The organism is Piscinibacterium candidicorallinum (genome assembly GCF_047549485.1).
GTDB lineage: Bacteria > Pseudomonadota > Gammaproteobacteria > Burkholderiales > Burkholderiaceae_C > Piscinibacterium > Piscinibacterium candidicorallinum.
Window position 1 is genome coordinate 2,827,092 of sequence record NZ_CP180191.1, and the last position, 18,868, is coordinate 2,845,959.

Here is an 18,868-nt window from a genome sequence, read left to right on the forward strand (position 1 = left end):
CCAGCCCCGCGCATTGACGGATCGTCATCGCGCAAGGTGGGCGGTATGCGAACTGGCATGCACCGTTTCAAGCCGTTACACACCACAGGCTCAATACCGGTCATCCTAGGGCCGATCCTCCCTCCATGCGCCGCGCGCACCCATTACGCTCGCGTGTCGCGGTGCTGAGATGCCGCGTGGCCGCCCCCAAGCAGCCACAGACCAATCGAATCAGGGGCTTTCGAATGTATCAAGCATTGAAGTTGATCGTCGCGCTGTTGTTCGCAACAGCTACAGGAATTGCCATGGCTCAAGGCAATCCCACGACCGGGCAGACGCTTTATATGAACAACTGCTTTGCATGCCACGGCCCTGCTGCAAATCCGATACCGTCGTTCAAGGGGTTTGCGAACAACGCCGCGGGTATTCGCGCGGCGATTAACTCAGTGGGCAGCATGAATTCGCTACGAACGCTGACAGATGCTCAACTCACCGATATCGCTGCTTATGTTCGGCAGCAAGAAGCAGGAGCGACCCCCGGCATTTCGGTAACGCCGAATCCTCTAAGCATCAATGGCACGACAACGACGCCAGCGACTGGGTTTATCACGGTGAGCAGTAACGGAACCGCTCCCTTGACTCTAACTGCAATTACGATCAACTCAGCCGGATTTGCACGAGACACCGCCTCTGACACATGCCAACTCAACGTACCGATCGCAGTTAGCGGTACTTGTCGTCTAGGTGTCCGTTACACAAGCAGCACGCCCGTCACTAACGCTGCCGGTACGCTGGTCATCAGCCACAACGCTCCTGGCAGCAACACGCCGATCAATGTCTCGGCCACGATCACGGGCAGCGCACCTGCGATCAGCATCACAGGTGGACCGCTCACATTCACGGCCACCAACGTCGGAGCGACCTCCGCCGAGCTACTGCTGACGGTCGCAAACACCGGTAATGCGCCACTCAACATCAGCGCGATCGCCACCAGCAACTCAGACTTCATCACCAGCGCCGGCACCACCTGTGTGGTGAACACACCGGTTGCAGCCGGTTCGAACTGCCGGATCGGCATCTCCTTCCGCCCGACGGCAGGTGGTGCACGCACTGGCAATGTGTCGGTCACGCACAACGCGCCGGGCTCGCCCAGCACCGTCAACCTCAGCGGAACCGGTACTGGCCCGGGCGTCAGCTACAGCGCCAACCCCTTGAGCTTCGGATCGGTTGCGGTTGGCCAGAGTTCGGCCAACACGACCTTGACCATCACCAACAGCGGCAATGCACCGCTGACCATTTCACAAATCAACATCTCTAACCCGGTGTTCTCGCAAGTGGCGACCACCTGCACAAGCGCTGCGATAGCGGCTGCAGGTACGTGCACGGTCACGCTGCGCTTCACGCCTGCCGCAACGGGCGCGGCCACGGGCAACCTGACACTGACGTCCAACATGGTGACGGCACCTGCTTCGGTGGTACTCAATGGCACCGGCAACACGCCGCCGCCGGCACTCACTACGGATGCCCCCAGCAATACGGTGGATCTGGGCTCGGTGGTGAACGGCAGCCGTATTACACGGACAGTGACCCTCACGGCGGGCACCAGCAATGTACAGATCACGAGCATCGCCGCAAGCGGGCCGTTCACGATCGAGTCCACGGGCACCTGTGCGCGCACCGCTTTCACATTGAACGCCGGTACGAGCTGCACCGTCGTTGTCGGCTTTACCGCCTCGACCAACGGCAGTAACAACGGCACGCTGACCGTGACCGCCAACCCGACCAGCAACAACGTATCGGTGAGCCTCGCTGCCAATGTGACTGCACCCGCGCCGCCGCCTTCCGGTGGTGGCGGTGGTGGCGGCTGCTCGGTGTCTGGCCGTGATGGCCCGGCTGACCCCGTGCTGCTGGTCCTGGCTGCACTGAGCCTGGGGCTTCTGCTGGCGCGTCGCCGTCGCGCGCACGCTGCAGCGGAGCGCGCATGATTCGCTCGACGATCAGACACACCGCGACCGCGGCGTTTGCGGCAGCGCTGACTCTTTGCACACCACTCTCCGCCCTCGCCGTCGGCCCAGGAGACACCGCTCCGGCATTTGACTTGCCGGGGACCGTACAGCCGGTGCGGCTGGCGGATCTCAAGGGCAAGTACGTGTACGTGGACTTCTGGGCCTCCTGGTGTGGCCCCTGCCGGCAGTCCTTCCCATGGCTCAATGAGATGCAGGCGAAGTACGGCGCGCAGGGTCTGACCGTGGTGGGCATCAACGTGGACACCAAGCGCGAAGATGCACTGGCCTTTCTGAAAGAGGTTCCGGCAAACTTCAGGCTCGCCTTCGATCCCTCGGGCACCTCGCCCAAGGCCTACAAGATCAAGGGTATGCCCAGCTCGATCCTCGTCGGCCCGGATGGCAAGGTCATCTTCCATCATGCAGGGTTCCGGCCGGAGAACCGGGCCGAGCTGGAAGAGAAGATTCGCAAGGCACTGAGGGGGGCCTGACTGATGACATTTCGAGATCTTGGCCGCGCTGCCCGCTGGACGCTGCTCGCGGCAGGCATCGCACTGGCGACTGGCTGCGCGTCCGTGGGGCAGGTGCAGCCCTGGGAAAAGGGCCTGCTGACCAAGCCTGGCATGAGTTTCGGCAACGACCCGCTGGGTGACCGCTTTGCTGAGCACATGTACGCCAGCAAGGAAAACTCCTCTGGCGGTTCAGGCGTGGGCGGAGGTGGCTGTGGCTGCAACTGATCCCCGCAACGACACTTCTTCCTCCGAGAGCAGCCCCAACACAGGCGCTCGCCTGGCCGCCAGCCAGCTCTTCATGGCAGCCGCGGCTGCGGTGCTTGCCACGCCCGTGGCCACTGCGCAGACACAGGTGCCTGAATCCGGCGTGATCCAGCTGCGCGGCCAGCACTATGCCGACTCCCAGCCGGACATCAAGCGCGTGACGGTGAATGCGCCCTCCGCCTGGCTGCTCACGCCCATCGGCAGCAACTGGTCGCTTGAGGCCGGCGTGGTTCACGACGAAGTGTCCGGTGCATCGCCGCGCTTTCACAGCTTCACGGACCGCAACAAGTACCCGACCTCCGGCGCCTCGCGCATGGAAGACGAGCGCACCGGCGCAGACGTCAAGCTCACCCGATACAACCGCCGCTCGGCCTGGGCACTGAGCTACGCGTACTCGTCCGAGAACGACTACAAGTCCAACGCCCTGGGCGCCGAACTGCGCCTGTCCAGCGAGGACAACAACCGCACCTGGACCTTCGGCCTGGGCACGAGCGCCGACAAGATCAACCCCACCCGCGGTGGCGTGCGCAACGTGCGCAACGAGAAGAAGGACACCGACGAGCTCATGCTGGGCGTCACGCAGGTGCTGTCTCGCAAGGACATCGCGCAGGTGAATCTGTCCTACTCGCGCGGCAACGGCTTCTACACCGACCCGTACAAGCTCTTTGACAACCGGCCGCGCAATCGAAAGAGCGTGGTGCTACTCACGCGCTGGAACCACCACTTCGAGCAGGTAGCGGCCACCCTGCGCAGCAGCTACCGCTACTACGACGACAGCTTCGGCATCAAGTCGCACACGGTGGCGCTGGAGTGGGTGCAGCCCTTCGGCAACTGGACCGTGACGCCTAACGTGCGCTACTACTCGCAGAGCGCGGCAGACTTCTACTTCGACCCGATCATCGGCCCGAACGGCCCGGACGCGGTTGCCACCCAGCTGTTTGCACAGACACTGACCGGCTTCACCTCGGCCGATGCGAGACTGTCCGCCTTCGGTGCTGTCACGGTGGGTCTGAAGCTGGGCGTGCAGATCGGCAAGCAGTGGAGTGCGGATCTGAAGGCCGAGCGCTACGAGCAGCGTTCGAACTGGCGTGCCGGCGGTGGCGGCAGCCCGGGGCTGGACCCGCTGCGTGCCAACGTCTTCCAGCTGGGTATCGCCTCGAAGTTCTGAACGATTTTGGCAATTGCATGACGAGCGGCCTTGGGCCGCTCGTTTGCTTTCGGGCACGCTACCCTTCCGCCCATGGCCCGCCCTGCTGCTTCGTTGAGCTTCGACATCCCGTTCCGGGCGATGGGCTCGGCCTGCTCGGTGTGTGTCGTGGCGCAGGATCTCGCTCGCGCTCGCGCCCTGGCGCAGCACGCGATCGATGAAGTCGCGCGCATCGAGGCGAAGTACAGCCGCTACCGCGCAGACAGCGCGCTATCGCGTATCAATGCGGCCGCCGGAGCGGATTGGGTGGCCGTCGATGCCGAGACCGAGGCGCTGCTCGACTACGCCGCGCTGCAGGTGCAGGCCAGCGGCGGCTTGTTCGACCCGACCTCCGGCATCCTGCGCCGGGTCTGGGACTTCAAGACGCCCCGCGTACCCACGGCCGATGAGCTGGCACCCGTGCTGGCGCTGATCGGATGGGATGGGGTTGAACGCGAACCCGGCCGCGTGCGGCTCGCACGCGCCGGCATGGAGCTGGACTTCGGCGGCTTCGGCAAGGAGTACGCCGCAGACCGGGCCGCCGCCGCGCTGCGGGCAGCAGGCGCGAGCGAAGGCTATGTGAACCTGGGCGGTGACTTCCACGTCTTCGGGCCCCGGCCGGACGGCGCGGCCTGGACGATTGCAATCCAGCACCCGCGCAACCCGCGGGGCACAGTGGCCAGCATCCAGGTCCGCCAGGGCGGGCTGACGACCAGCGGCGACTATGAGCGCTATTTCGAGCTCGACGGTCGGCGCTACTGCCACATCCTCAACCCGCGAACGGGCATGCCGGTCCAGGGCCTGCAGGGCGTCAGCGTCCTGGCACCCAGCGCGCTCGCTGCGGGCAGCCTGTGCACGCTGGCCATGCTGCACGAGGCGCAGGGGCAGGCGCTGCTGGATACCCTGGGCGTGCCCTACCTGCTGGTGGATGCCGCCGGGCAGTTGCACCGCAGCGACGGCACAGCGCGGTCTGCAAACTAGGCAACGGCCTTCAGCGCCGCCAGCTCGCGGTCCTTGGCGGCCCAAAGATCGTTGAGCCAGAGCTGAAAGTCACGGCGCAGCGCAGCGTCGCCTTCGTAGTCGCCCTGCATGAAGCGCGCAGGAATCTCGATGCGATGCACGCGCACGATCACCCGACGCATCTGCCCGCTCCAGTAGCCCCAGAAGCTTGGGACGCCCTCCGGATAGACGATGGACACAGACAGCAGCGAGCTGAACTTTTCACCCAGCGCCTCGATGGCCAGGGCCATGCCGGTGGCCTTGGGCTTGAGCAGGTGCACGAGCTCACTGCCGCCGTCGCTGACTTGCCGCGCATGCTTGGCCGCCGTGAAGCGCGTGCCTTCCACGAAATTCATCACGCTCGTCGGGATGCGGCTGAACTTGGCGCAAGCGGCCTTGGTGGCGGCAGTGTCCTTGCCGCGCTGCTCGGGGTGCTTGGCCAGAAATTCCTTGCTGTGCCGGCGCATGAAGGGGAAGTCCAGCCCCCACCAGGCCAGGCCGATCACCGGCACATAGATCAGCTGCTGCTTGAGGAAGAACTTCAGAAAGGGGATCTTGCGGTGAAAGATCTTCTGCAGCACGACGATGTCCGTCCAGCTCTGGTGGTTGCTGGTCACCAGATACCAGCCGCGCTCATCCAGCCCGTCCGTGCCCTGCACGTCCCACTGCACGCGCTGCGTGAGCGCCACCCACGCATTGTTGCCACCGCACCAGTTCAGGGCGCAGGCGTTCAGGAAGCGGTCCAGGGTGTCGCGCAGCGCGCCGGCGGGCATGAGCAGCTTGAGTACGGACAGGGGCACGATGATCACGGCCCAGAAAATCGTGTTCAGCCCAAGAAAGAGGTAGGACAGTGCGCCCCGCAGCGTGTTGACGATGGAATTCATGCAGCCTCCGCCGCGCATGGTAGCGGCCTGCGCTGGCTGAACAGCGGCCGAACAGCGCCAATGCGATGGAGCGGTATCGTCGGAGGCGCTCGCGCGTGCTGCAGATCCTCTGCATGTACCGGCCGCAGCAGCCGGCCGCAGCACGAGCCCCTCCGATTCAGCAGAACATGAAAACACCCTCCGGCACGCATCCGATCCTGCGCCCCTTCATCACCGGCCTGATTGCCGCCCTGCCCCTGGTGGCCACGGTGGCGGTATTCGTCTTTCTCGCGCGCCTGCTGTACGAGTGGCTGGGGCCGCAGAGCCTCGTCGGCTCGGTGGTGATTGCGCTGGGCTTTGGCGTGGCGGGCTCGGAAGTGGTGGGCTACCTCCTGGGCGTGGTGATCGTCGCGGTGGCCATCTACCTGCTCGGTCTGCTCGTGGAAGCCGGGTTGCAGCGTGGGCTGGCCAAGCTGCTCACAAACGTGGTGCAGCGCATTCCACTGGTGCGCAGCGTGTACGACCTGATCCACCGCTTTGTCGGGCTCATGGCGCAGCGCGACGAGGCGGGGTTGAAGGCCATGAGCCCGGTCTGGGTGCACTTTGGCGGCGAAGGCGGTGCCGAGGGCAAGGGTGCCGTGGCCGTGCTGGCGCTACTGTCCTGCCCGCAGCCGGTGCGGCTGGGCGAGTTCGAGTACCACGCCGTGATCGTGCCCACGGCGCCCGTGCCGGTGGGCGGCGGGCTGCTCTATGTGCCGGTCAGTTGGGTGAAGCCCGCCGACATCGGCATGGAGGCGCTCACGAGCCTCTATGTGTCGATGGGCGTGACCAGCCCGCAGTACCTGGCGGGCGGACCAAGCAAGCCGTCGGCGTGATATGCACGATCGATTTCTGACGCATAAATCCCCCAAGATCCGCACAGCACATGCGGAAAGAGGCAAAGTGATCTATTCAAGCATTTGTTGAAAATCAAGCCTTTACAGGCTTACTTATCAAACCAAAGCAGAAAATGACCTCATCGCTCTACCCGCACCTGCTCGCGCCGCTGGACCTCGGTTTCACCACCCTGAAGAACCGCGTGCTCATGGGCTCCATGCACACCGGCCTGGAAGACGGCAACCAGTTCGACAAGCTGGCCGCCTACTTTGCCGAGCGCGCCCGCGGCGGCGTGGGGCTCATGGTTACCGGCGGCTTTGCCCCCAACATCGAAGGCTGGGTCAAGCCTTTTGCCGGGCGCCTGGCCACGAGCCGCGCGGCGAGGCGCCACAAGATCGTGACCGATGCCGTGCACGCCGAGGGCGGCAAGATCGCCCTGCAGATCCTGCATGCCGGCCGCTATGCCTACCACCCGCTGGCCGTCGCCCCTTCGCGCATCCAGAGCCCGATCACGCCCTTCACGCCGCGCGAGCTGTCGGCGCGTGGCATCGAGCGCCAGATCCGCGCCTTCGTGCGCTGCGCCGTGCTCGCGCGCGAGGCCGGCTACGACGGCGTGGAGATCATGGGCAGCGAGGGCTACTTCATCAATGAGTTCCTCGTCACGCACACCAACAAGCGCACCGACGCCTGGGGCGGCAGTTATGAGAACCGCATGCGCCTGCCGGTGGAGATCGTGCGCCGCACGCGCGAGGCCGTCGGGCCGGACTTCATCATCATCTACCGCCTGTCGATGATCGACCTGATCCCGGACGGCTCCAGCTGGGACGAAGTCGTACAGCTCGCCAAGGCTGTGGAAGCTGCGGGTGCCACCATCATCAATACGGGCATCGGCTGGCATGAAGCGCGTGTGCCCACCATTGCCACCAGCGTGCCGCGCGGCGCCTTTGCCTGGGTGACCAAGAAGATGAAGGCGGAAGTGAAGATCCCGCTCATCACCAGCAACCGCATCAACATGCCGGAGGTGGCCGAGGAGATCCTGGCCGAGGGCTGTGCCGACATGGTGAGCATGGCCCGCCCGCTGCTGGCCGACGCCGACTTCGTCAACAAGGCCGCCGCCGGCCGGCGCGACGAGATCAACACCTGCATCGCCTGCAACCAGGCCTGCCTGGACCACACCTTCTCCAACAAGCTCTCCAGCTGCCTGGTCAATCCGCGCGCCTGCCACGAGACCGAGCTCGTCATCCGCATCGCGCCCGCCAAGAAGCGCTTTGCCGTGGTCGGTGCCGGCCCTGCAGGTCTGTCGGCGGCCATCACTTTGGCCGAGCGCGGGCACGCCGTGGACCTGCTCGATGCCGCCAGCGAGATCGGCGGGCAGCTGAACATGGCCAAGCGCATCCCCGGCAAGGAAGAGTTCCACGAAATGATCCGCTACTTCGGCAAGCAGCTCGAGCTCAAGGGCGTGAACCTGAAGCTCAACACCCGGGCCGATGCGGCGATGCTCAAGGCCGGTGGTTACGCGGAGGTCATCGTGGCCACCGGCGTGGCCCCGCGCAACCCCAAGATTGCCGGGCAGGACCACCCCAAGGTGCTCAGCTACATCGACGTGCTGCGCCATGCCAAACCCGTGGGCCAGAAGGTCGCCGTGATCGGTGCTGGCGGCATCGGCTTCGACGTGGCCGAATACCTCACACAGGACGGCCCCTCCTCCACGCTCAACCTGCATGAATGGCTGGCCGAGTGGGGCGTGGAAGATCCGCAGGTCGCGCGTGGTGGGGTGAAGCGGGCCGAGCCCGTCAAGGTGGCGCGCCAGGTGACCCTGCTGCAGCGCAAGCAGGGCAAGCTGGGCGCCGGTCTGGGCAAGACCACGGGCTGGATCCACCGCGCGTCGCTCAAGATGCGCGGCGTGGAGATGGTGGGTGGCGTGAACTACGAACGCATCGACGACCAAGGCCTGCTCGTCACCTTCGGCGAGCAACGCAAGGACGCCACCTGGATCGATTGCGACCACGTGGTGCTGTGCGCCGGTCAGGAGCCGCTCGCGCAGCTGTTCGATGAGCTGCAGGCCGCGGGCGTGAAGGCGCACAAGATCGGCGGAGCGGATGTGGCCGCCGAGCTCGACGCCAAGCGCGCCATCAATCAGGGTACGCGTCTGGCGGCAGCGTTGTAGAACATCGCCCGCCACTCAGGCGGCCAGCGGCATCTGTAGCGCGGCCCACGCTGCTCGCACTCGCAACGCGTCTGCCTGGGCGCGGTGAAGCGTCATGTCGGTCTGGGCCAAGGCATCAAATGTGGGCTTCCACTTCTGCGCCTGCCGGTCGTTCAGCAGCCGGCGAAGGTGCTCCAGCCGAAAGCGCGGCACCAGGTCGGCTGCATCGAATAGCACGGCCAGCCAGGCAAAGTCGTGCGCCCAGCCGTCGGTGAACACGGTCTGGCCGGCCAGACGGCGGTTGAGCTCCTGCGCGACGACGCGCGCGCTCCAGCCCTCCGCGAACAACTGCGCTCGCGAGATGCCGTGTACGGCCTCTGCACTCGCGTCCCAACGCGTCCACTGGGGCTGCGGGCGGATCAGCCAGCTCTCGCTGCTGCCATCCGCCAGCACGATGCCGACCTCAATGGGATAGCTGCCCGCACCGAAGCCGCTGGCTTCGATATCCATGATGACCGGGCCGCTGGATGCGGCTGATCGGGGGGCGGGCGGGTGGGCCGACATTGAGAAAGGCTAGTGCCGCCAGGGCGGAGCCAAAGCGCAAAGAAGCGCCCATTGACACGCCCAGTTCGCACTCGAAGCCGGGCGCGAATCGCGCGGCTCTGCGCTTGGCGCGGAGCGCATTGCCACTGCATATCGGCGTCCGCCAGCCAGGCTCGGACCGTAATCGGCGTTTGCGTAATTTGCGTGCAACTGCAGCGAAAGTGCGCGCTGCGACGCCCGTTTTTCTTTCAATTGAAAAACTCTGGCGTGCCGAACATACCCCTGTCTTAGACAAAAAAAGTTCAGCCCGCGCCGATACCCGGCCGTAATTTTCGAGGAGCAGGTCCATGCAAGCCGCACTTCAACTGTTCTGGCGCCCCGGCGTCCGGCTCATGGAACGCATGACCATTCCGGTCAAGCTCTTCATCGTGTCGGCCTGCACGGTCATCCCCTTGATGGGCCTGCTGCTGCATGACGCCAGCCGCGTGCGCGCCGACATCACGTTCGTGCGCGACGAGATGCGCGGGGCGGATCAGATTGAGCTGCTGCGCCCGGTCATTCTCAGCGTCCAGACGCATCGGGGTCAGACCAATCTTGCCAAGAGCGGCGATGAAGCGGCTATCGCCGCACTGCCGCGCATCCGCGACGACCTGGGCAAGGCAATCGCCGCGTTTGACGCTCTGCTCGCACGGGAGGGCTGGGGGGGTTCGCAGAAACGCTGGAATGAGCTCAAGCCCGCCCTCCTCGACCTGACCCAAGGCAAGGTTCCGGAAACCGCACCCGCCAGCTTTGCGTTGCATACCCAGCATGTTGAAAGCCTGCGGCGCCTGAACTTTCTGATTGCAGAGGAAAGCGGCCTGTGGCTGGACCCGGAGGCACCCAGCTTCTTCGTGATGCGCACTGTGGTGGACATGCTCATCCCCTGGATCGAAGCGGCCGGGACCCTTCGTGCGACGACCGCTGCGACCGTGCGCGATGCATCCAGCGTGCCGGCCGGCCAGCTGTTCTCCAGAATGAGCGCGCTGGATCAGGCGATCGGCCGGCTGGAGGTCAATCTGGATGCACTCAAGCGTCAGCAAATCGACATCCCCAAGGAGGCCGACGTCGCCGTGCAGTCCAGCAAGACACTGCTCGAGCTGGCGCGCGCCGTATCTCGCGGCGAAGGTCCAGCCGAACCGCCGCAGTGGTACTTCGCCAAGGGCACAGAGGCCGTGCAAGCGGCAGTGGCCATGGACAAGGCGTTTCTGAACCTGCTGGACCAGAAGCTTTCTGCCCGTGAGGACCGACTGCGAGTGGAAGCAGCGATCAAGATCTGCCTGAGCGTGCTGGCCATTGCCGCACTCATTTACCTGCTCGCCAGCTTCAGCATGCAGACCCTGCTGTCCGTTCGCCACCTGTGCAAGGTGCTTGGCGAGGTGGGCGAAGGCCGGCTGAGCACCCGAATGGACACCCGCGGCCGCGACGAACTGGCGGCCGTCGCGCGCGGCATGGACGGCACGGCAGGCCGATTGTCTTCCATGGTGGCCGACATCCGAAGTGCTGCCACGCTGGTGCAGCAATCGGGCGAGCGACTCGCCAGAAACAATGACGAACTCGCCTCGCGCACCGAGGAGCAGGCCGCCAGTCTGGAGCAGACCACAGCCAGCATCACGGAGCTGAGCCGCACGGTGGAGCGCAACGCGCAAGTGGCGCAGAACGTCAGCCAGCAAGCGCAGCAGGCCACCGAGGCAGCGGACCGCGGCGAAGCGGCTGTACAGACAGCCGTGCAGAGCTTCGAGCGCATCCGGTCCAGTTCGCGCCAGGTGGCCGACATCGTGGATGTGATTGACGGCATCGCCTTCCAGACCAACATCCTTGCGCTGAATGCCGCAGTGGAAGCCGCCCGGGCCGGCGAGGCCGGGCGCGGCTTTGCTGTGGTGGCCACCGAGGTGCGGAGCCTCGCCAAGCGCTGCACGGACGCCGCGCGCGAGATCAAGGAGCTGATTGCGACCAGCGGCGAACAGGTGGCCGATGGTGCCCTGCGTGTTGCCCAGGTGCGTGATGCGCTGGCTGATGTGCTATCGCGCTTCCGTCAGGTGACCGGGCAGGTGTCGGAAATCTCCACCTCATCGACCGCACAGAGCACCAGCCTGACGCAGATCTCGGCTGCTGTACGCGATCTGGATCAGATCACTCAACGCAATGCGCAGATGGTCGAGCAGAGTCTGCAGACCTCACGCCGGCTGCGCGACCGCGCTGACATGCTCAGCAACTCGGTACAGACCTTCCAGCTGCGTCAGGGCACCGCCGACGAAGCGCGCGCCATGGTTGAGCGTGCGGTCGCACGCGTGGACGAGATTGGCGTGGCTGCCGCATTTGCTGAGTTCAATGACCCGCAGGGCGAATACATCGACCGTGACCTGTACATCGCCGGGGTCGATGCACAGGGCCTTTACCAAGTCTTCGGCGGCAAGCCCGAGATGCTCGGCACCTCGATGCGCGATGTACGCGGCACCAACGGTGCCGAACTCCTGGCCAAGGTGCAGGACGCTGCAGGCCGCGGCGCCGGCTGGATCGAATACGACTTCATGCATCCGGAGACGGGCGAAGTGCGCGGCAAGATGAGCTTTGTCATGCCCATCAAGGGGCACGCACTGCTCTGCGGCGTCTACCGCTAGGCCCAGCGATCGCGGGCTGCGCGTACTGCTCCCGCATGCACGCCGCGTGGGTGGTGCAGGCCGATATCATCGGCCGCCAGCGCCCCGCAGCCCGCGGCGCGCACCGGATGCGGAGCCAGCGCGCAGATGCAGTCGACACAGCGATGGGTACATGGGATAGCACGACACTCAGGGCAGCGCCTGGCCCTGCTTGCGGCGGCCCTGCTGTGTGTTCTGGCCCCACAAGCGCAATCCGCCACGCCCACGCGCCCCGCGTCCGAATCACAACAGTCCGAAGCCGTCGCCTTCGCGCCGCAGCGCTATGTGGTGCAGTTCCAGGGGCGCGTGAGCGGCCTGCAGCTGGTGCGCCAGACGGCCAATGGCGCCATTCGCATCGACTACAGCTACCGCGAGAACGGCCGCGGGCCGGACATGGTGGAGATGATTCAGCTCGATACGCGCGGCGCCTGGCGGCACTGGGCCATTCGCGGCAAGTCCACCTTTGGCGCACCGATCGAGGAGCGCTTTGACCGCCTGCCGGGTACGCCCGCGCGAGCGACCTGGAAGTCCGCAACCGATCAGGGCGAAGCCCCCGCGCCGCGCGAGGCGGTGTACCTGCCCGTGGAGTACAGCCCGGCCACGCAGGCCCTGATTGCCGCGCAGCTGCTGCGCGCCCCCAGCCCCAAGGCCGTCCCTGCCCTGCCCGCCGGCACCCTGGGCATTGAGGCCCTGGCCACACGTACCGTGCGCAGCGACGACGGCCGCGCGCGCCGCAGCGTCACGCTGTACGCCATCAACGGCATGGGCTTTTCGCCCAGCTTCATGTGGATGGATAGTGCCGTGGCCACGGCGCCACCTCGCGAGCGCCCATTCGTGCGCCTGTTTGCCGTGGTGGAGCCGAGCTTTGCCGTGATCCGAGAAGGCTGGCGCCAGTCCGCCGAGACGCTGCTGGCCGCACAGAAGCAGGCGGAGCGCGCCATGCTCGCGCGACTTGCCAAGGAATTCACGCAGCGGCCCGAGCGCCTGATGATCGGCAATGTGCGCGTGTTTGACAGCGCCAGCGGCCAGCTCAGCGCACCGAGCGATGTGCGCGTGGCCAGCGGCAAGATTGTCTCGGTCACGCCTGCCGGCAGTACAGCGCCGGAGCCCGGCATGCAGATCGTGGACGGCAGCGGCCGCACCCTGCTGCCAGGCTTGTTCGACATGCACAGCCATGTGGGCGACTGGGATGCGCTGCTGCAGATCGCAGGCGGCATTACGACGGCACGCGACATGGGCAACGACAACGCCTATCTGGCCGAGCTGATCGGCCGCATCGAGCGGGGCGAAACGCTCGGCCCGCGGGTGGTTGCCACGGGCTTCATCGAGGGCGAGAGCCCGTTTGCCGCGAGCAACGGCATCCGCGTGAAGGATGTGGCGTCTGCCAAGGCCGCCGTGGACTGGTATGCCGAACGTGGCTTCAGGCAGATCAAGATCTACAACAGCTTCAAGCCGGAGTGGGTGGCGCCGGTGGCCGCGCATGCCCACAGCAAGGGCATGCGGGTGGGCGGGCACATCCCTGCCTTCATGCGCGCGGGCGATGCCGTCCTGGCGGGCTATGACGAGATCCAGCACATCAACCAGGTGATGCTGCACTTCCTCATCAAGGACACCGACGACACCCGGACCCTGCTGCGCTTCTATCTGATCGGGGATGCCGCCCGCGACATTGATCTGGGCAGCCCGGCCGTGCGCGACTTCATTCAGCTGCTGGTGGACCGCAAGGTGGTGGTGGACCCCACGCTCTCGGCCTTTGAGTACATGTTCCTGCAGCGCACCGGCCAGCCCAACCCGGTCTTCAAGCAGGTGGCTGACAACGTACCCGTGCCAGTGCGCCGCTACTGGCTCACGAACTCGATGGACGTGAACGACCAGAACGCCGAACGCTTTGCCCAGAGCTGGGCAAAGGTGCGCGCCTTCACGCTCAAGCTGCACCAGGCCGGCGTGCCGCTGGTGGCGGGCAGCGACGATGTAGGCGGCTTCACCGTGCACCGTGAGCTGGAGCAGTATGTGGAGATCGGCATTGCGCCCGCCGAGGCCCTGCAGATTGCCACGCGCAACGGCGCGCGCTACACCTTCACGGACGATCGCACCGGGCGCATTGCACCCGGCCTGCTGGCGGACATGATCCTGGTGGACGGCAATCCGCTGGAGAACATCAGCGCGATCCGGCGCATCAGCCTCGTGGTCAAGGGCGGCAATGTCATCTCGCCGGCCGCCGTGTATGCCGCACTCGGCATCAAGCCCTTTGCCGAAGCACCCATGCTGCGCAGTGCACCGCGCTTCGGCCGCCGCCTGCACTGACCACGCCGCGCAATGAACAACAACCTCACCCTTCGCGTCGCCTTCCTGCTCACGCTGCCGCCGCTCATGTGGGCGGCCAACGCAGTAGTCGGCCGCATGGCGGTGGGTGTGGTGCCGCCGGTGCTGCTGAACCTGCTGCGCTGGACGGTGGTGGCGCTGCTGCTGCTGCCCCTGGCCTGGCCGGTGCTGCGCCAGCCGCAGCTGATCCGCGAGCGCTGGCAGCATCTGAGCATCCTCGGCCTGCTCGGCATGGGCAGCTACAACGCCTTGCAATATCTGGCGCTGCATACGTCCACGCCCTTGAACGTCACGCTGATTGCCGCCAGCTCGCCCGTCTGGATGCTGGCCATCGGCGCGGTGTTCTACAAGGTGCAGCCGCGGCGCGAAGACCTGATCGGCGCGGCGCTGTCCCTGGCGGGTGTGGTGCTGGTGATCAGCCGCGGCGAGCTGGACCGGCTGCTGTCCATCAGCTTCGTGGTGGGCGATCTATTGATGCTGGCCGCCATCATCAGCTGGGGCTTCTATAGCTGGCTGCTGGCGCGGCCGCCAGCTCACATGCAGGGCGCGGCACGCCCCAAGTGGGACTGGGCGCAGTTCCTGTGGGTGCAGACCATGTTCGGCCTGGGCTGGTGCGTGCTGTCGGCCGGCACGGAGCTGGCCGTCTCTGGCGAGGAGATTCACTGGTCGCCCTGGGTGCCGGTGCTGCTGCTGTTCATCGCGATCGGCCCGAGCCTGATTGCCTACCGCTGCTGGGGCCTGGGTGTGGCGTCGGTGGGGCCGGCGATTACGGCCTTCTTCGGCAACCTGACACCGCTATTCGCCGCCGTGCTCTCCGCTGCGCTGCTCGGCGAACTGCCGCGCCTGTATCACGGGCTGGCGTTTGCGCTGATCGTGGCGGGCATTGTGGTGTCGGCGCGCAAGAAGCCTGTCTAGATTTGGCTGATTTTGAATTGATTTCATTTACTCAAACCGCTCTTTCCGCACATCAATAGACGGCCTTGGCGACTTGCCTTGCATCGCTTTGGATGGCCGAAAATGTAGTCATCATTCTGGGCCCTGAAATCTCGTGGCGGCGCCCGAAGCGACTTGCGCAAGGCCGCCCTTGAAACTTCCGCCAGGCGCCGCGATCTCTCCCGACAGATCGGGCCCCTCGCCCGCCCCTCCCAGACCCGCACCCATGAACCTGAAAAAGATGTCCCGCCTGAGCCTTGTTGCCGCCGCGCTCCTGTCGCTCGCTGGTGTGGGCGTGGCCCAGCTCGCCACGCGCGATGCCACCCCCGCACCGCGTGAAGTCGCCCCGCGTGGCGCACTGCTGCCGGCCGAGCAGTCGATGGTGAATCTGTTCGAGACCTCCGCGCCGAGCGTGGCCTACATCACCACCGAGAGCCTGCAGCCGGTCGGCTTCTTCCGCGCCGAGGTGGCACAGGGCGCGGGCTCCGGCTTCGTGTGGGACGCCGCCGGACACGTGGTCACCAACTTCCATGTCATCGAATCCGTGGCGGCCAACCCCAACCAGGGCCGCGTGCTGGTCCGTCTGGACTCGGGCCAACCGATCGAAGCCACCATCGTCGGCACCGCGCCGGAATATGACCTGGCCGTGGTCAAACTCAAGCGCATTCCCGCCGGCATCCGCCCGATCCCGATCGGCACGAGCCGCGACCTCAAGGTCGGCCAGAGCGTGATCGCCATCGGCAACCCCTTCGGCCTGCAGCGCACCCTGACCACTGGCATCGTGAGTGCGCTGGACCGTGAACTGCCCACCGCACTGTTCCGCGAAGTCGCGGGCGTGATCCAGACCGACGCCGCCATCAACCCCGGCAATTCAGGCGGTCCGCTTCTGGATTCCGCCGGCCGGCTGATCGGTGTGAACACCGCCATCCGCTCGGCCAGCGGCTCATCCTCCGGCGTGGGCTTTGCCATTCCGGTGGACCTGGTGAATCGCATCGTGCCGGTGCTGATCGTCAAGGGCCGTGCACCGCTGCCCGGCATCGGCTTCACGCCCGTGCGGCCAGATATCGTGGCGCGCAACAACATCAGCGGCGTGGTGATCGCCGAAGTCGGCCGCGGCACACCGGCCGCAGAGGCAGGCCTGCAGGGCCTGGGGCGCAACAACACCCTGGGGGATGTGATCACCGCAGTGAACGGCAAGACAGTGGAGACGCTGTCCACCTTCGTGGCGGAGCTGGATCGCGCCGGCATCGGCAATCAGGTCGAGCTCACGGTCAAGCGCGACAACCGCGAACGTAAGGTCAAGGTGCGGGTGATCGACATCCGCAGCTGAACTGCGCTGCGAGCCAAAGCAAAGGGCGCCGAGTGATCGGCGCCCTGTGTGTTTCTAGGTCAGCCGCTTGCGCAGCTGCGAGCATCAAGCCCGCGCGAGCTGGAACACGCTGACCGACTGGGCCAGACGCTGGGCCTGATCCTTCAGGCTCTCCGCTGCCGCGGCGGACTGCTCCACCAGCGCGGCGTTCTGCTGAGTCATCTGGTCCAGCTGGCCCACAGCCTGATTCACCTGCGTAATGCCGCTGGCCTGCTCCGTGGTGGACGCGGTGATCTCACCGATCATGTCGGTCACCCGCTGCACACTGGCCACGATCTCGTTCATGGTGGCGCCGGCTTGCTCGACCAGCTGGCTGCCGGTCTCAACTTTCTCGGCGCTGGCGCCAATCAGCGTCTTGATCTCCTTGGCGGCCTCGGCGCTGCGCTGGGCGAGATTGCGTACCTCAGACGCCACCACGGCAAAGCCACGGCCCTGCTCACCGGCACGCGCGGCTTCCACGCTGGCGTTGAGCGCCAGGATGTTGGTCTGGAAGGCAATGCCGTCGATCACGCCGATGATCTCGCTGATCTTGCGGCTAGCTGTGCTGATGTCACTCATGGTGTGGACGACCTTGCCGACCACGTCCCCGCCCTGCTGGGCGACAGAAGACGCGCTGGCTGCCAGCTGACTGGCGGTGCGGGCGGCTTCGGCGTTCTGGTTCACGGTTTGCGAGAGCTGGGCCATGGAGGCTGCGGTCTCTTGCAGATTGCTGGCGGCCTGCTCGGTGCGCATGGACAGATCCTGATTGCCCACAGCCACTTCGCTGGATGCCGTCTGGATGGAGTCGCTCACTAGACGAACGTCGCCGATCACGGTTCGCCAGCGCACCACCATCTCGCCCATGGCGGTGATGAGGGTGCCCAGCTCGTCGCGGCTGCGCGTTTCGAGGTTCACGTTCAGGTCGCCGGCAGCGAGCGCCCGTGCGCCATCCACGGCAGTGTTTAGTTCACGGCGGATAGCGCGTGCAATCCAGATCGCCAGACCCACGCCAAAGGCGCCGGCCAACAGGTACACCGGCAGCAGCGCGAGACTGATCTGGTCGAGGCGCTTGGCGCCAGCTGCGGAAATCTGCTCGAGCAGGGTCAGCTTGGCCTCTGAAGTCTCAGCCAGCTTCGCATCCAGCGCGGCGTAGCGGGTGTCGGCTGTCTGCATGGCCATTGTGGCCACGGCGGGATCGACCTCTGCCATTTCCGCGGCATCGTTGGAAGCCTTGATGTAGGCCTTGAAGGCTTCGACCGCTCCGGAGTCGCTGGCGCTGATTTGGGCTTCCAGCTGTTTGGCCTTGGCCACGCGATCCGCCTTCATCTTCTGCAACTGGTCCGGCTTGATGCTCTGAATCCAGGTGATCATGCGATAGGTATCAGCGTGCAGCTGCGAGAGGGAGGCCTTGGCTTCCGCCGCGGCCTTGTACACACCAATGGCTGCGCCGCTTTCGCTTGCGGCCGAACTAGCGGAGCCGCGAATCAGCGCCAGAGCGAGAAGGCTGGCGCCCACCGCTACCGCCACGCCGATTAGGGGCGCAGCAAGAACTTTCTGGGCAATCTTCATGGGAACAACTCCAGATGGGTCAACGCCCCGGCCCGGTAATGACCGGTGCCGGGGCAGCGGGCGGGTAAGCCGGACTTACTGCTGGTAGGCACCCACGCCAGCGAACAAGTCCGTGCCCGGCACGCGCTCGATCCAGCTGGTCTTCGCTTCCACGGCCTTAGTCAGCGGGTTGGTCCACTTGTAATCCACCCAGGCACCCTTGCCGGATTCAGCAACCTTCAAGATTTCCTTGATGAAAGGCTTGCCATCGGCGTCCTTGAGCTCGCTGAGGTCACGACCAATGAGCTTGGGGTTCTGGCCATGGGCTTGCCAGATACCCTTGAGGTTGCCCACGAACACGTACAAATCGCGGTCATGGAACTGGCCACCCTGCTTGTTGATTTCCGCAAAGGCCTTTTCGGTGCCTTGCGACTTGATGAAGGCAGCAGCCTTCTTGGCCATGGCCTGCGCCTCGGCCTTGGTGCCGTTCTTGGCTTGGGCCAGAGCCGCACCAGGCAGCAAAGCGGCGATAACGGCAAACGCCGCGATGAACTTCTTGAACATAACGGTCACTCCTTGAGGGTCGATACAGAGACACCGGATCCGCTTCGGTATCGGCAGTCCGCGAATTCGTTCTATGCCAGACGAATCTGCTACGAAGTTATCGATTC

General features: G+C 65.4%; 15 protein-coding genes. 11 read left to right on the forward strand and 4 right to left on the reverse strand.

Annotation, left to right across the window (positions count from 1 at the left end; all coding sequences use genetic code 11):
* The first annotated feature begins 224 nt into the window (after window positions 1–224).
* From ACMDW7_RS12875 to ACMDW7_RS12895, 5 genes are all read left to right on the forward strand, one after another.
* Window positions 225–1,964: a choice-of-anchor D domain-containing protein gene (locus tag ACMDW7_RS12875; RefSeq protein ID WP_377304034.1), complete on the forward strand. Its 1,740-nt coding sequence runs from the start codon at window positions 225–227 to the stop codon at window positions 1,962–1,964.
* Window positions 1,961–2,473, forward strand: coding sequence for a TlpA family protein disulfide reductase (locus ACMDW7_RS12880; protein ID WP_377304032.1), 513 nt, complete (start codon window positions 1,961–1,963; stop codon window positions 2,471–2,473). Before ACMDW7_RS12875 ends, ACMDW7_RS12880 begins: the two co-directional genes overlap by 4 nt.
* 3 nt (window positions 2,474–2,476) lie before the next feature.
* Complete coding sequence (locus ACMDW7_RS12885; RefSeq protein ID WP_377304030.1) at window positions 2,477–2,719, forward strand: DUF4266 domain-containing protein; 243 nt, start codon at window positions 2,477–2,479, stop codon at window positions 2,717–2,719.
* Window positions 2,706–3,926 (forward strand): DUF3570 domain-containing protein, encoded by a 1,221-nt coding sequence (locus ACMDW7_RS12890; protein ID WP_377304028.1) that lies wholly within the window; start codon window positions 2,706–2,708, stop codon window positions 3,924–3,926. The genes ACMDW7_RS12885 and ACMDW7_RS12890 overlap by 14 nt, the downstream gene beginning before the upstream one ends.
* Window positions 3,927–3,998: 72 nt before the next feature.
* Complete coding sequence (locus ACMDW7_RS12895; RefSeq protein WP_377304026.1) at window positions 3,999–4,925, forward strand: FAD:protein FMN transferase; 927 nt, start codon at window positions 3,999–4,001, stop codon at window positions 4,923–4,925.
* On the opposite strand, the gene ACMDW7_RS12900 is transcribed toward ACMDW7_RS12895, so the two are convergent.
* The gene (locus ACMDW7_RS12900) at window positions 4,922–5,827 is read right to left on the reverse strand and encodes an acyltransferase (RefSeq protein WP_377304024.1); all 906 of its coding nucleotides are present in this window, start codon (window positions 5,825–5,827) and stop codon (window positions 4,922–4,924) included. The genes ACMDW7_RS12895 and ACMDW7_RS12900 overlap by 4 nt on opposite strands.
* A gap of 167 nt (window positions 5,828–5,994) precedes the next feature.
* Between ACMDW7_RS12900 and ACMDW7_RS12905 the strand changes: the two genes are divergently transcribed.
* Together ACMDW7_RS12905 and ACMDW7_RS12910 are read left to right on the forward strand one after the other, a co-directional pair.
* Complete coding sequence (locus tag ACMDW7_RS12905; RefSeq protein ID WP_377304022.1) at window positions 5,995–6,681, forward strand: DUF502 domain-containing protein; 687 nt, start codon at window positions 5,995–5,997, stop codon at window positions 6,679–6,681.
* Between the two features lie 134 nt (window positions 6,682–6,815).
* Complete coding sequence (locus tag ACMDW7_RS12910) at window positions 6,816–8,849, forward strand: FAD-dependent oxidoreductase (RefSeq protein ID WP_377304020.1); 2,034 nt, start codon at window positions 6,816–6,818, stop codon at window positions 8,847–8,849.
* A 15-nt stretch (window positions 8,850–8,864) separates the two neighbouring features.
* Here ACMDW7_RS12910 and ACMDW7_RS12915 read toward each other — a convergent pair whose 3' ends face one another.
* Entirely contained in the window at window positions 8,865–9,392 is a 528-nt protein-coding gene (locus ACMDW7_RS12915; RefSeq protein ID WP_377304018.1) for a hypothetical protein, read from the reverse strand.
* A 326-nt stretch (window positions 9,393–9,718) separates the two neighbouring features.
* On the opposite strand from ACMDW7_RS12915, the gene ACMDW7_RS12920 reads away from it, so the two are divergent.
* The 4 genes from ACMDW7_RS12920 to ACMDW7_RS12935 all read left to right on the forward strand — a co-directional run bounded on the left by ACMDW7_RS12920 (window position 9,719) and on the right by ACMDW7_RS12935 (window position 16,631).
* A complete protein-coding gene (locus ACMDW7_RS12920; RefSeq protein ID WP_377304016.1) occupies window positions 9,719–12,028 on the forward strand; it encodes a methyl-accepting chemotaxis protein in 2,310 nt (769 codons plus the stop codon).
* A 126-nt stretch (window positions 12,029–12,154) separates the two neighbouring features.
* Window positions 12,155–14,350 carry an amidohydrolase family protein gene (locus ACMDW7_RS12925; RefSeq protein ID WP_377304015.1) on the forward strand — a complete coding sequence of 732 codons (2,196 nt, stop codon included), beginning with the start codon at window positions 12,155–12,157 and terminating at the stop codon, window positions 14,348–14,350.
* Window positions 14,351–14,362: 12 nt separating this feature from the next.
* A complete protein-coding gene (locus tag ACMDW7_RS12930) occupies window positions 14,363–15,283 on the forward strand; it encodes a DMT family transporter (RefSeq protein ID WP_377304013.1) in 921 nt (306 codons plus the stop codon).
* A gap of 244 nt (window positions 15,284–15,527) precedes the next feature.
* Window positions 15,528–16,631, forward strand: coding sequence for a S1C family serine protease (locus ACMDW7_RS12935; protein ID WP_377304011.1), 1,104 nt, complete (start codon window positions 15,528–15,530; stop codon window positions 16,629–16,631).
* An 84-nt stretch (window positions 16,632–16,715) separates the two neighbouring features.
* Here ACMDW7_RS12935 and ACMDW7_RS12940 read toward each other — a convergent pair whose 3' ends face one another.
* Window positions 16,716–18,218, reverse strand: a complete 1,503-nt coding sequence (locus ACMDW7_RS12940) for a methyl-accepting chemotaxis protein (RefSeq protein ID WP_377304009.1) — start codon at window positions 18,216–18,218, stop codon at window positions 16,716–16,718.
* A 75-nt stretch (window positions 18,219–18,293) separates the two neighbouring features.
* Entirely contained in the window at window positions 18,294–18,761 is a 468-nt protein-coding gene (locus ACMDW7_RS12945) for a cache domain-containing protein (protein ID WP_377304007.1), read from the reverse strand.
* Window positions 18,762–18,868: the final 107 nt, after the last annotated feature.